Here is a 12,985-nt window from a genome sequence, read left to right as displayed (position 1 = left end):
CCGGCCATCGTCCGCCGCGGCCGGCGGCGGACCGGATGGAGAGGGTCAGGGCGCGGGGAGCGGCTGGGCTCCCCGCATGGCCAGCAGGTCTTTCATCACGCGGATCTCGGCGTTCTGGCCGTCCACGATGTGCTGGGCCAGGGCGCGCACCTCGTCGCGGTCCGACAGCTTGAGCAGGCCCTGGGCCATGTCCACGCCGCCCTGGTGGTGGCGGATCATGAGCTGGAGGAAGAGGATCTCGGCGTCCTTGCCCGTGGCCTGGCGGAGCCGGTTCATCTCCTCCTCGGAGGCCATGCCCGGCATCCTGCCGTCGGGCAGCAGGCCGGTCGCGGATCCGCCGCCGTGCCCGTGACCGGACATCCAGGCCATCGCCGGGCGGTCGGAGCTCTGGTCGAGCCCCCACTGCTGCAGCCAGCCCATGAAAATTCCACGCTGGGTGCTCTGCGTCGTGATGATGTCGTACGCCAGGCTGCGCAGCTGCTCGTCGGAGGTCTTGTCCCTGAGGACGAAGGACATCTCCACCGCCTGCGCGTGGTGGACCCCCATGTCCCTGGCGAAACCGGCCTCGGGGGAGGTGTCCCCGGGCGTTGCCTGCCTGGTGAAGAACAGCACGAGCGCCGCCGCCGCGAGGAGGACGACGACCAGCCCGAGGACGGGGAGGCGGCGTCCGGCCGGGGGAGCGGTTTCGACTGTGTCGTCCCCTACCGCGTCGATGTCAGTGCTCACCGCCCACAGGCTACTCGCCACCGCCGTCGCTCTGCCCGAAGCAATACCTTTAGCCACTATTCTCCATACGCAGCGGGGGTGTCAGTGATCAGTGGTTGGAGGAGCGATGACCAAGGAGAAGGCGCAGGCGAGGCGTGAGCACCTCGCCCGCATGCGCGCCGATCAGAAGCGCAAGGAGCGGCGCGCCGCGCTTCTCATGTGGGGGATAGGCGGCCTCGTGATCGTCGTCCTGGTCGCCCTCGTCGCCGTCTACGTGGTCAACGACCGCTCGGCCAAGTCGCTCAGCGCCGCCAAGACCTTCAATTACAAGGGCTCCGACCACTCCTGGACGAAGGTGTCCTACAAGGAGACTCCGCCGGTCGGCGGCCAGCACAACTTCTACTGGCAGAACTGCGGCATCTACGACAAGCCCATCCACAACGAGCACGGCGTCCACTCGTTGGAGCACGGTGCGGTGTGGATCACCTACCGGCCCGACCTGCCGAAGGCCGAGGTGGACAAGCTCAAGACGCTCGCCTCCGCCGACTACATGCTGCTGAGCCCTTACCCGAACCTGCCGTCCAAGATCGTCGCCAGCTCCTGGAACCACCAGATCGCGCTGGACTCGGCGGAGGACCCCCGACTGCCGGAGTTCATCAAGAAGTACAAGCAGAACCCGACCACCACCCCCGAGTACGGCGCCTCCTGCTCGGGCGGGATCGGCACCACCGACGAGCAGCCGCTCCCGCCGCCGCAGGGGGACACGACGCAGGAGCCGATGCCCAGCACGGCCCCGTCCTCCTGATCCGGACGTCCCGGGCCGGGTCAGGGAATCCTGATCCGGACGTCCCGGCCGGGCTCGGGGAATCCTGATCCACCCGGCCGGGGTCAGGGAATCAGCACGCGGTCCACGGGCACGGTCTCCAGCCCGTGGGCCTCGGCCACCGGGCGGCTCGTGAGGTGGCCCTGGTGGGTGCTCAGACCGAGGGCGAGCGCGGGGTCGGCGATCAGCGCCTCGCGCCAGCCCAGGCCGGCGATCGCCAGCGCGTACGGCAGCGTGACGTTGGTCAGGGCGTACGTCGAGGTGTGCGGCACCGCCCCCGGCATGTTGGCCACGCAGTAGAACACCGAGTCGTGCACCCGGTAGACCGGGTCGGCGTGCGTGGTCGGCCGCGAGTCCTCGAAACAGCCGCCCTGGTCGATGGAGATGTCCACCAGCACCGACCCCGGCTTCATCCGGGCGACGAGATCGTTGCTCACCAGGGTCGGCGCCTTGGCTCCCGGCACGAGCACCGCGCCGATCACCAGGTCCGCGTCCACCACCGCCCGCTCGACCTCGTACGCGTTGGACGCCACCGTCTGGCACCCTCCCCGGAACACGAGGTCGGCGTGGCGTAACCGGTCGACGTCGCGGTCGAGCAGCAGCACCTGGGCCCGCAGGCCCACGGCGACCGCGGCGGCGTTCATGCCCGACACCCCCGCGCCGATCACCGCCACCTTGGCCGGGTAGGTGCCGGGGACGCCGCTCATCAGCACGCCGCGCCCGCCGCCCTGGCGCATGAGATGGTAGGCGCCCACCTGCGGCGCCAGCCGTCCGGCGACCTCGGACATGGGCGCGAGCAGCGGCAGCGTGCGGTCGGGTTTCTGCACGGTCTCGTACGCGATGCCGGTCACGCCCGACTCCAGCATGGCCCGGGTGCAGGACTCCGAGGCGGCCAGATGGAGGTAGGTGAACAGCACCTGGCCCTTGCGCATGCGGTGGTACTCCTCCGGCACCGGTTCCTTGACCTTCAGGATCAGGTCGCCCTCGGCCCACACCTCGTCCGACGTGCCGATGATGACGGCCCCGGCCGCGGCGAAGTCCTCGTCCGGGATCGCGGATCCCAGTCCCGCGCCCTTCTCGACGAGGACCCGATGCCCCTTGCTCGCGAACTCGTTGACCCCCGCGGGTGTGAGCGCGACCCGGTACTCGTGCGTCTTGATCTCTCGGGGAACTCCCACCTTCATGTCTTCACTGTCTGCTCCCGACGTCCGTGTGGGCATCGGGCAACGGGCAACCATTTGGCGGATATTCATGACAAATTGTCAAGAAAAGGGGGTGTTGAACGTTCCATGGTTGGCCGGTTACCCGTGGTTGGCAGACCTCGGTAGGCTCTGCGAGCGGTGTAAGGGATCGAGGTGGGAATGCACAACGCGCCCATGCCGGGAGACGAGGAGTCGGGCCCACGGCCCGGCGGCCTGACATCGGGTGCCGAGACGGCGCCCGTGCCGAAGCCGGTCGGCCCTGAGGATCGCGACGGCGTGCCCGGCGAGGTGTCCGGTGAGACGTCCGGCGAGTGGGGTGGCTGGTTCGGCGGCGCGTCCGGCGCGACGGGAGAGACGGCTGTCCTGCCCGCCGCCGGCGGCGGTGACACGTACGGCGTGCCTGTGAGCGGGTCCGGCGACCCGCTCGGTGCGCGCGGTGTGCGCGGTGAGCCGCCGGACGGGCTTGGAGATCCGCTCGGTGACACGCTCATCGGCCCGGTCGGTGGCCCGCTCGGTGGCCCGGCCGGTGTGCCGGGTGAGCCCGGCGGGCCTCCGGGACATGGGGACCCCTTCGGCATGCCGGACGGATTCGGCGGACCGGACGACCCCCTCGGTGTGCCCGGCGTGCCCGGCGTGCCCGGCGTGCCCGGTGTGCACCGTGTGCCGGGTGAGCCTCTCGGTGTGCCCGGTGGACTGGACGACCCCCTCGGCGTGCCCGTCGGACTGGGCGACCCCCTCGGCGCGCCCGGCATGCCGGGTGACCCGCTTGGGGTTCCCGGCGAACTCGTCGGCGTGCCTGGTGTCGCCGACATCCCCGCCCCGCTCGATGAGCCGGTGGAGCCTGCCGTGCCTGGGACGCCGGACGCACCGGACGGCGCGCCCCCAGAGGGGGCCGCAGGGCCGGGTGACGGGCCGCCCGCCCCCGCCGGCCCCACGGAGCCGAGGGCGACCAGGGGGACGACGATCGCCCTCGTCGCAGCCCTCGTGCTGGTGGTCGTCATGTCAGGCGTCCTCGGCGCCGTCGCCGTGATGATGACCCGCAACCCGGACGCTCCGCCGCTCGCGCAGACGCCCGTACGCACCCTGCTGACGCCGGTGCACTTCGCCCCGGTCACCGGAGTGGGGGCGGCGCCCTGCAGCGGAACGGACGCGATCCCGGACGACAAGGGCACCTCCTGCTACCAGCTCGACCCCGGTGTCACGGTTACGACCGTGCAGAAGATCGAGGAGGTGCCGGACAACGACGGCACCTACTCGATCAGGCTCGTGCTGTCTCCCTCCAGCCAGGAGCAGATCGCCGCGCTCACCCGGGAGACGGTCAAACAGCAGCTCGCGATCGTGGTGGGGGAGAAGGTGGTGGCCGCGCCGCGGGTGGCCCAGGAGATCACCCAGGACAGCCTCGGCGTCGCGGGCTTCGACAAGGCCCAGGCCGATGCGATCATGGCGCTGCTGACCGGATCCGCGCCGGCGGGCCAGCAGAACCCGGGCGCCTCGCCCGCCGCCACCGACGCCGGCCAGCCCGGCGGCACGCAGCCCGGCGGCACCCAGCCCGATGGAACGCAGCCGGGCGGGACCCAGACCAATGGCACGCAGACCAATGGCACGCAGCCCGGTGGAACGCAGCCGGGCGGAACGGTGTACGAGGGCGGCCAGCCGGGCGGGTCACAGACGGGCGGCACCCAGCAGGGCGGGACCCAGCAGGGTGGCGGGACGCAACCGGGCGGCGCGGGACAGCCGGGAGGCACGCAGTCCACCCCTGAGGGCTTCCAGTGAGCGCTCATCGCGACCCGAACGGCCCCCCGAACGGCCTCCAGAACGGCCTCCAGAACGGCCTCCAGAACGGCCTCCAGAACGGCCCCTCTCGAACCATCCCTCTCAAGCGCCCCTCCCGAACGGCCCCTCCCGGACCTGAGCCGACCGGCTGGCGGCCGGGGCGCGCCCGGCCGATGATGAAGATCCGGTAAAGTCACCGCCATGCGGCGTATGACTGGTTTGTTGATAGGTGGGGTCTTTGGGGTTGCTTTCGTGTTCGTGAACTCGCAACCGCCCCTCGGCCATGCGCTCGCCCTCGTCCTCCGGATCGCTGCGGCCGTCGCCCTGGTCGGCGTCGTGGCCACATGGTTCCTCTCCGCCGGACGCGCCAGGTCCACCGGTGCCGAACCCGGCATCGGGGAAGGCGGTAAGGCCGGAAAGATGTTCGGCGTCGGCTTCGCGGTGGTCGTCGTGATCGAAGCGGTCGCGCTCTTCGGCGGCATCGCGGTGCTGCGCGCCCTGGACCGCCCCGAGGAGAGCAACGTCGCCTGGATCGCTGTCGTCGTCGGCGTCCATTTCGTCGCCCTCGGACCGATCTGGAGGGACAGGACGATCATGGTGCCCGGCGCGGTCCTCACCGTGCTCGGGGTCGCCGGGCTCGTCATGACCGCCACCTCGGCCGTGGCGTGGGTGCCCCTGGTCAGCGGAGTGCTGTCCGGTGTGACGCTGCTGGCCGGATGCCTGGCCGCCGCCGGGCGCGGCCTGGCCGCCCAGCGGTCCCTCGCCTCGGGCTGACATCGGTGACGGCCTGGTGACGGCCCGGTGATGGGCCCCGTGACGGGCCCGTGCGGGCCGTCGCGAGGACGGCGGCACTAGGTGCAAGCCGGGGTCAATCCGGGTGCAAGCAGATCCCCGTAGTGTGCGGCACGTGTCAGCACGATGGTTGCGAGGCACGGCCGCCATGGCCGCGACCGCCGCGTTCCTGGTCCCCGCCTCCCTGCTTGCCGCCGGCCCGGCGCTCGCCCACACAGCGCAGTCCCCTGTGCAGGCCCCTGTGCAGGCCCCTGTGCACGCCCCTGTGCGGGCTCCGATGCAGGCCCCTGCGCGGGCGTCCGCGCACGGCACGGCCGCACCGGCGGCCGTCGCGAAGAAGCTGTTGCGCGCTTGGCTGCGCGCGGACCGCCACGCGGCCTCCCGAGTCGCCACCGCGAGCGCGGTCTCCACGCTCTTCTCCTATCCCTTCCGGGCGCCGGACAAGTTCGCGGGCTGCTCGGGCAACGCCTGCCGGTTCGTCCACACCAGCGTGCGCGTGCCCGGCGGGCTCGACGGGATCCTGATGATCGTGTCGGGCGGGAAGGTCACCAAGGTGTACGAATCGCGCCACCTCGTGAAGCCGTCCGCCGCCGCCGGACACCTGTTCGACGCCTGGCGCAAGGGCGACCGCAACAAGGGCCTGGAGATCGCCACGAGCATGGCGGTCAAGACGCTGTTCCGGACGAAGTTCGACCCGAAGGGCGTGAAGTACTTCTTCCAGGGCTGCAACTCCGAGCCCAAGGGCCACGGCTGCGCCTACTCCTACGAGGGCGGCGGCATGTTCATGCATGTGCGGGGCTCGAAGAGCCGCGGCTACGAGGTGACGTCCATCGGCTACATCGCCGACTGATCCGGCGGGGGCTCAGCCGGCGACGGGCGACAGCGCGATGTCCTCGGGCCGGATCGGGACACGGGGCAGATCCAGCCCGGTCGCGGCCCTGACCGCCGCGGCCACCGCCGGAGTCGACGACAGCGTGGGCGGCTCGCCCGCGCCCCGCAGGCCGTACGGCGCGTGGGGGTCGGGGTTCTCCAGCACCGACAGCCGCATCGGCGGCATGTCGAGGATGGTGGGGATCAGATAGTCGGTGAACGAGGGGTTGCGCACCCGGCCGTCCCTGACCTGGATCTCCTCCATCAGCGCCAGGCCCAGGCCCTGCGCGGAGCCGCCGTGGATCTGCCCCTCCAGGGCCGACGGGTTGAGGATCTTGCCGACGTCCTGCACGGCGGCCAGCTCGACGACCTTGACCAGGCCGAGCTCGACGTCGACGTCGACCACGGCCCGGTGCACGCACAGCGCGAGCTGCGTGTGGGAGTCGCCCTGACCGGTGACGGGGTCCATCGGGAACGTGGGCCGGTGGCGATACTCCCGCGTCTCCTCGACCGGCCCGAACCGCTCCAGCACCTCCTCCAGCGACAGCTCCGGATGCGCCGCCCGCAGCGCGTCGAGGCGCGCCCGCACCGCCTCGCACGCCGTCTTGACCGCCCCGCCGGTGACGTACGACTGGCGGGAGGCTGAGGAGGACCCGGCCGAGCCGACCGCGGTGTCGGCCGGGGCGACCGTGACCCTGGCGATCCCGAGCTCCGTACGCGCGATCTGGGCCTGGACGGTGACGAGCCCCTGGCCCACCTCGGCGGCGGCGGTGTGCACGAGCACCTGCGGCTCGTCCCCGGCCAGCTCGACCCGCACCCGGGCCGTCGAGTAGTCGTCGAAGCCCTCGGAGAAGCAGATGTTCTTGATGCCGACGCCGTAGCCCACGCCGCGCCGCACGCCCTCGCCGTGGGTGGTCTGCGCGACGCCGCCCGGCAGTAGGCGCAGGTCGGGCTCGTCCGCCGGCGCCGGCGGCAGCGGCATCGCGGCCAGCTCCGCCAGCATGTCCGCGAGCGGCGCCGGGCTGTCGATCACCTGCCCGGTAGCCAGGCGCGACCCCTGCGACACCGCGTTGCGGACGCGGATCTCGACCGGCGACAGCCCGCAGGCCGCCGCGAGCCGGTCCATCTGCGACTCGTGCGCGTAGCACGCCTGGACCGCCCCGAACCCGCGCATCGCCCCGCAGGGCGGGTTGTTGGTGTAGACGCCGTACGCGTCGATCCAGACGTTGCCCACCTCGTACGGACCGACGCCGAGCGATGCGGCGTTGCCGACCACGGCGGGGGTGGACGAGCAGTAGGCCCCGCCGTCGAGCAGGATCTCCGCCTTGACGTAGACGAGCCGCCCGTCGGCCGTGGCGCCGTGCTCGTAGCGCATCCGCGCCGGATGCCGGTGGACGTGGCCGAAGAACGACTCCTCGCGGCCGTACACCATCTTCACCGGGCGGCCCGTCCGCAGCGCCAGCATCGAGGCGTGGACCTGCATCGACAGGTCCTCCCTGGCGCCGAACGCGCCGCCGACCCCGGCGAGCGTCAGTCGCACCTTCTCCTTCGGCAGGCCCAGGCAGGGCGCCACCTGGTCCTGGTCGACGTGCAGCCACTGGGTCGCGACGAACAGGTCCACCCCGCCGTCCTCGGCGGGCACGGCCAGGCCCGACTCCGGCCCCAGGAACGCCTGGTCCTGCATCCCGACCTCGTAGTCGCCGGTGACGACCACCTCGGCCTCGAAGGTCCGGCCCACCCTCACCGGCTGGTGCCGTACGAGGTTCCCCCGCGGATGGACGGCGGGGCAGGAGGGGTCGAAGACGGCCCGGCGGGGGTCGGTCACCGCCTCGCGCTCCTCGTAGCGCACGACGATCGCGGCGGCGGCGCGGCGCGCGGTCTCCGGATGGTCGGCGGCCACGATCGCGACGGGCTCGCCCTGGTAGCGGACCTGGTCGACGGCGAGCACCGGCTGGTCGCGGAGCTCAAGCCCGTGGAACTTCTCGCCGGGCACGTCCTCGTGGGTCAGCACCGCGAACACGCCGGGCATCGCGAGCGCCGGGCCGACGTCGACGGAGCGGATCCACGCGGACGGGTGCGGGCTGCGCAGCGTGGCGCCCCAGAGCATGCCCTCAAGCCACAGGTCCGAGGAGTACGCGAACTCCCCGGTCACCTTCAGCGTGCCGTCGGGGCGCGGCGCGCTCTCACCGAGGCCCGAACGCGTCCCGGTCCTCGTCCGCTCGCCCGCCGTCTCCTCGGTCGTAATCCGCTGCTCCATCGTCGTAGTACAGCAACCGGGCGGCGGCGAGGCCTATCGGCGCGGCGATGAAACCGGGGGACGGGCGTAGTCGATGCTTGTAGATATCTCCAAATACGCTGTCTTTCGTGCTGTTGCATGATCTGCTCGCCGCGCCGGAACTGCGGCTCACCCTGCTCGCGGGCGACGAGAGGCTGGACCGCGAGATCAAGGGCGTGCTCATCACCGACCTGCCCGATCCCCGGCGATACCTGTCGGGCGGCGAACTGGTGCTGACCGGCCTGATGTGGCGCCAGTCGCCCGCCGACTCCGCCCGGTTCGTGAACGCCCTTTCCGAGGCGGGCGTGGCCGCGCTCGGCGCGGGCGACGCGCGGCTGGGCACGGTTCCCGACGACCTGGTGGAGGCGTGCCGGGCGCGCGGGCTGCCGCTCCTCGAAGTGCCCGTCGAGGTGTCGTTCGGAGCGGTCACCGAACTCGTCGGCAGGCGGGTCGCCGCCGCCCAGGCGGGCGACCTGCGCGGCGCGCTCGGGCGGCACCGCAGGATCGTCGCGGCGGTGGCCGAAGGGGCAGGGCTCGGCGAGCTGTTCACCCTGGTCCAGGCCGAGCTCGGGGTCACGGCCGCGGCCGTGTCGGCCTGCGGCGCGGTCGTCGCGGGCGCGCTACCCGAGGAGCAGGCCGTACGGCTGGCCCACGACTATCTCGCCGCCGTCCGCCTGCCGGTCGTCGTCGACCGCGGGGGGCCGTTCACGCTGTTCGCCGTGGACCGCTCGCACCGGGCCGCCGGCTGGGCCCTGGTCTGCCGGGGCGAGGTCGACGCGGAGATCGGCTACGAGCTGGCGGCGTGCGTCGCGATGGAGCGGACCCGGGCGGAGGAGGGCCGCCGGGTGGAGCGCCGGCTGGCCGAGCAGCTCATCGCCCTGGCCTGCGCGGGCGGCGACCTCGCGGAGCTGTCGGCCCGGCTGCGGACCTGCGGCATCGACCCGGCCGAGCCGTACGCGGTGGTCACCGCCACGGCCGGCAGGCGCGGGGCGACGGAGGGCCCCGATCCCGCCCTGCTGGGCGGTCAGGTGATGGAGGAGCTGCTGGACCGCGGGGTGGTGGCCGCCGCGGGCGCCGACGCGTCGGTGGCGCTCGTCCCGCTGCGCGACGACACCCTCTGGGGCGACCGCGACTCGCTCGCGGCGCTGCTGCGCGCCCGTACGGCGGTGCTGGCCGGCGGGCTGCCCTCGACCACGGTGTCGGCCGGGCTGAGCGGCGCGCTGACCGGGCCGCAGGCCATCCGGGGCGGCGTGGAGGAGGCGGGCCACGCCCGGCGAATGGCCGAGGCGCGCGGTGGGGGAGTGGTCACCAGCGACGAGATCTACACGCACGCGCTGCTGCTGGCAACCGTGCCCGGCGACGTGCGGTCCTCGTTCGCCGGGCGGCTGCTCGGGCCGCTGTTCGACTACGACCGGCGGCACGGCGCCGAGCTGGTGCGCACGCTCGGCGCGTTCCTCGACTGCACGGGATCGTGGAACGCCTGCGCCGAGCGGCTGCACGTGCACGTCAACACGGTGCGCTACCGGATCAGGCGGGTCGAGGAGCTCACCGGCAAGGACCTGTCATCCATGGCCGACCGCGTCGACCTCTTCCTTGCCCTCCGCGCCGGGTAGTCATCCGCGCTGGTCAGCCGGCCGTGCCGGTGAGCCGCCCGCGCCGCTCAGCCGTCCGGGGCGGCGCGCCCGCCGTCGAGCAGGGCCAGCTCCTCCCGGGCGAAGCCCACCCAGAATGCCGCGCCGTACTTCTCCGCCACGGCGAGGGTCTCCAGCAGGTAGGCGCCGGCCCTGTCGAACCTGCCCATGAGGCGTTCGGCCTGGCCCAATCTGCCAAGGCATCTCGGTTCCATGGCTCGGGAGGAGCGGTTCTCCCTCATGAGGACGAGGGCCTCCTCGTAGAGCATCGCCCCGGACCGGGGGTCGTCCTGCCTCAGGTGAACATCGGCCATGCCTATGAGCGCGTCCGACAGATGCAGCGTGTCCCCGGCCTCTGTCGCGAGCGCGTTCAACTCGGTGTACGCCGCCATGGCGGCCGCCACGTTCCCCAGGCCGAGTTGGGCCGCGCCGACGCCCAAGAGGGCGTGGCGTTCGCCCACCGCCGCGCCGATCTTCCGCGCGATGCGCAATTGCTCCCGCGCCGACGACAGCGCCTCGTCATACCGCTTCAGCGCGTTGAGCATATTGGCGAGGTTCCCCAGGGCCCTCATCCTGGAGAAGGTGGCGCCGGACGCGCGCCGCAGCGCCACCTCGGCGCGCTGGTGAACGAGCGCCTCCTCGTAGCGCCCCGTATGGGCCAGGCCGAGCGCGAGGTAACCGTTCGCGAGGGCGAAGATCTCCGGCTCCCCGAGCCGATCGCCCACCTCGATCGCCTGACGGTGCAGGATGACGGCGTCGCGGTGGTGACCGGTGAATTCCAGGGACCAGTGAAAGGAGAAACCGAGGTGGGCGCCGGAGGACGCGAGGGAGGGGTTGCACGACGCCATGGCCTGGGCCGCCGCGGCGAGGGCGTTGGGGCGTTCCCGCTCCAGCCACGCGGACGCCTGTGCGCCGTCGGTCAGGGTGAACGGCTCTCGCTCGGCGAACTCGTACGGGGGAAGCACCCGATGAGGATCAATCAGTTTCATCGCCAGGCGCACGGTCGTGCCGTACAGCCCGAGGACGCGGTCGAGTGCGTCGTCGCGTTCGTGCTCGCTCAGGCGCCGCTCGGCCAGTTCCATCGCGAAGAGCCGGACCAGGTCATGGAGGCGGAACCGCCCCCGCTCGCCAGGTTCGGCCAGATTCGCCCGCACCAGGCGGGCCACGGCGCGCTCCGCCGCGTCCAGCCGCACGTCGAGGAGGGCCGCCACGACGTCGGCCGTGGCGTCCGGCGTCCGCAGGACGCCCAGATGGCACAGGGCAGCGGCCGCCGCCCGGTCGAGCTCGTGTCCGCTCCCCGCCAGCACATCATGACTGAGCTGGAGGCTGGCGCGCACCGCGAGATCGCCCGACTCCAGCTCGTGCAGCGCCCGCCGTTCGTCGCGCAGCCGGGAGTTCAGCTCCGACAGGGGCATGTGCCGGTTCTCCGTGAGGCGTGCCGCCGCGAGGCGCAGGGCGAGGGGCAGCCTGCCGCACAGGTCCGCCAGTTCGGCGGCGGCGGCCGGGTCGGCGGCGACCCGCTCGGCGCCGACCAGCTTCGCGAGCATGGCGACCGACTCCGACCGCTGCATCCTGCCGAGGACGAGCTGGACGCAGTCGTCGGCCGCCGCGAACGACTCCCGGCTCGTGACGAGTAGGCCGTTCCCGGACGGCAGGCCCAGCAGAGGGCGGACCTGATCCGGGCCGGACGCGTCGTCGAGCACGATCAGCGTGTGGCGGCCCGCCAGGCGGTCCCTGAGCATCGCCGCGGCCTCGTCCGGATCGGACGGGACCGCCTCCGGGCGCACCCCGAGGCCCCGCAGCAGTCTCCCGAGCAGGTCGAGTGAATTCAGCCGTCCGACTCCCGGCGTCGCCCCAAGCATGTTCAGGTACAGCTGGCCGTCCGGATAGTGGTCGCTCACCGTGTGGGCGGCGCGTACGGCGAGGGTCGACTTTCCCGCTCCCGCCGTGCCGGTGACGGCCACCACCGCCTGCGGCTCGCCCCCGTCCCAGGGTGCGAGCAGCGCGCGCAGTCGCACCACCGTGTCCGTTCGCCCCACGAAGACCTGCGGATCGCGCGGGAGCTGACGCGGCCGGACGACCTCCTCGGGAGCGGCCACAGGCGTGGGAGACGGCGACGCCCCGAGCGAGGGATCCGCGTGCAGGATGAGCTCGTACGCCCGCCGCAGGGGTTCGCCGGGATCGACGCCGAGGTGTTCGGCGAGCAGACGCCTCGTGTCGTGGAAGACCTCCAGTGCCTCCGCCTGCCGTCCGCAGCGGTACAGCGCGAGCATCAGCAGTTCCCGGGGGCGTTCCCGCAGCGGGGCCTCCGCGGTCAGCGCGGTGAGCGCGTCGAGTGACTCCTGGTGCCGGCCCAGTCGCAGCAACGCGTCGGCGTGGTCCTCCCGCGCCGTCAGGCGCATACTTTCGAGCCGGGCCCGTTCGGCCTCGCAGAAGGGGCCCGGAAGGCCGCCGAGCGCGGGGCCCGCCCACAGCCCCAGCCCGGCCTCCAGCTCGCGCAGCCAGGCGGGGAGGTCCTGCTTGGCCTGGAAACGGCGGGCCTCGGCGAGGCGCTGCTCGAAGTCCTCGGCGTCGGTCCGGCACGCGTCCCGCGCCAGGCTGTAGCCGTTCGCGGACTGGGTGAGCAACGTGAACGGCCCGCGCCTGCCGCGCTCCGGTTCGAGCAGCCGCCTCAGCCCGGCCACGTAGGTGTAGAGGCTCTGCTCGGCGGTCTTCGGGGCGGCGGCACCCCACAGGGCGTCGATGAGCCTGTCCTTCGTGACGAGGTGGCCCGCCTGCGCGGCGAGCACCCAGAGGGCGGCCCGCTGTAGCGGCGGCCCCGGGTTCACCTGCCGGTCCGTCAGCCACGCGGTCACCGGTCCGAGGACCCGGAGCCGGAGCCCACTCCCGCCGAATTCACCCTGTGCCGTCCCCA

At 72.6% G+C, this 12,985-nt stretch carries 9 protein-coding genes; 5 read left to right on the top strand and 4 right to left on the bottom strand.

Annotated features, from left to right (window positions below):
- Positions 1–45: 45 nt before the first annotated feature.
- Positions 46–726, bottom strand: coding sequence for a DUF305 domain-containing protein (locus ACGFIB_RS02720; protein ID WP_229689625.1), 681 nt, complete (start codon positions 724–726; stop codon positions 46–48).
- 106 nt (positions 727–832) lie between these two features.
- Here ACGFIB_RS02720 and ACGFIB_RS02715 point away from each other — a divergent pair, with 106 nt between their 5' ends.
- Positions 833–1,510 carry a DUF3105 domain-containing protein gene (locus ACGFIB_RS02715; RefSeq protein ID WP_142568355.1) on the top strand — a complete coding sequence of 226 codons (678 nt, stop codon included), beginning with the start codon at positions 833–835 and terminating at the stop codon, positions 1,508–1,510.
- 83 nt (positions 1,511–1,593) lie between these two features.
- Here the strand turns inward: ACGFIB_RS02715 and ald are convergent, their stop codons facing one another.
- Complete coding sequence (gene ald, locus ACGFIB_RS02710; protein ID WP_393367994.1) at positions 1,594–2,712, bottom strand: alanine dehydrogenase; 1,119 nt, start codon at positions 2,710–2,712, stop codon at positions 1,594–1,596.
- Between the two features lie 177 nt (positions 2,713–2,889).
- On the opposite strand from ald, the gene ACGFIB_RS02705 reads away from it, so the two are divergent.
- The 3 genes from ACGFIB_RS02705 to ACGFIB_RS02695 all read left to right on the top strand — a co-directional run bounded on the left by ACGFIB_RS02705 (position 2,890) and on the right by ACGFIB_RS02695 (position 6,145).
- Positions 2,890–4,503, top strand: a complete 1,614-nt coding sequence (locus ACGFIB_RS02705) for a SecDF P1 head subdomain-containing protein (RefSeq protein WP_393368441.1) — start codon at positions 2,890–2,892, stop codon at positions 4,501–4,503.
- Positions 4,504–4,761: 258 nt separating this feature from the next.
- Complete coding sequence (locus ACGFIB_RS02700) at positions 4,762–5,277, top strand: hypothetical protein (protein ID WP_357239700.1); 516 nt, start codon at positions 4,762–4,764, stop codon at positions 5,275–5,277.
- A gap of 133 nt (positions 5,278–5,410) precedes the next feature.
- The gene (locus ACGFIB_RS02695) at positions 5,411–6,145 is read left to right on the top strand and encodes a hypothetical protein (protein ID WP_393367992.1); all 735 of its coding nucleotides are present in this window, start codon (positions 5,411–5,413) and stop codon (positions 6,143–6,145) included.
- A 12-nt stretch (positions 6,146–6,157) separates the two neighbouring features.
- Here the strand turns inward: ACGFIB_RS02695 and ACGFIB_RS02690 are convergent, their stop codons facing one another.
- Positions 6,158–8,422 carry a molybdopterin cofactor-binding domain-containing protein gene (locus ACGFIB_RS02690; RefSeq protein ID WP_393367990.1) on the bottom strand — a complete coding sequence of 755 codons (2,265 nt, stop codon included), beginning with the start codon at positions 8,420–8,422 and terminating at the stop codon, positions 6,158–6,160.
- 107 nt (positions 8,423–8,529) lie between these two features.
- On the opposite strand from ACGFIB_RS02690, the gene ACGFIB_RS02685 reads away from it, so the two are divergent.
- Positions 8,530–10,053, top strand: coding sequence for a PucR family transcriptional regulator (locus ACGFIB_RS02685; protein ID WP_393367988.1), 1,524 nt, complete (start codon positions 8,530–8,532; stop codon positions 10,051–10,053).
- Between the two features lie 47 nt (positions 10,054–10,100).
- Here the strand turns inward: ACGFIB_RS02685 and ACGFIB_RS02680 are convergent, their stop codons facing one another.
- On the bottom strand, positions 10,101–12,926 hold the full coding sequence (locus ACGFIB_RS02680; protein ID WP_393367986.1) for an AfsR/SARP family transcriptional regulator: 2,826 nt from the start codon (positions 12,924–12,926) through the stop codon (positions 10,101–10,103).
- Positions 12,927–12,985 lie beyond the last annotated feature (59 nt).

Origin of the sequence: Microbispora bryophytorum (genome assembly GCF_043197435.1) — a bacterium.
Taxonomy (GTDB): Bacteria; Actinomycetota; Actinomycetes; order Streptosporangiales; family Streptosporangiaceae; genus Microbispora; species Microbispora bryophytorum.
This window is presented reverse-complemented; position numbering and strand designations above follow the sequence as displayed.

Bases quoted from the DNA above. Each gene is read 5' to 3' on its own strand.
- ACGFIB_RS02705 (WP_393368441.1), top strand. From the start codon at position 2,890: ATGCACAACGCGCCCATGCCGGGAGACGAGGAGTCGGGCCCACGGCCC.
- ACGFIB_RS02690 (WP_393367990.1), bottom strand. From the start codon at position 8,422: ATGGAGCAGCGGATTACGACCGAGGAGACGGCGGGCGAGCGGACGAGG.
- ACGFIB_RS02715 (WP_142568355.1), top strand. From the start codon at position 833: ATGACCAAGGAGAAGGCGCAGGCGAGGCGTGAGCACCTCGCCCGCATG.
- ald (WP_393367994.1), bottom strand. From the start codon at position 2,712: ATGAAGGTGGGAGTTCCCCGAGAGATCAAGACGCACGAGTACCGGGTC.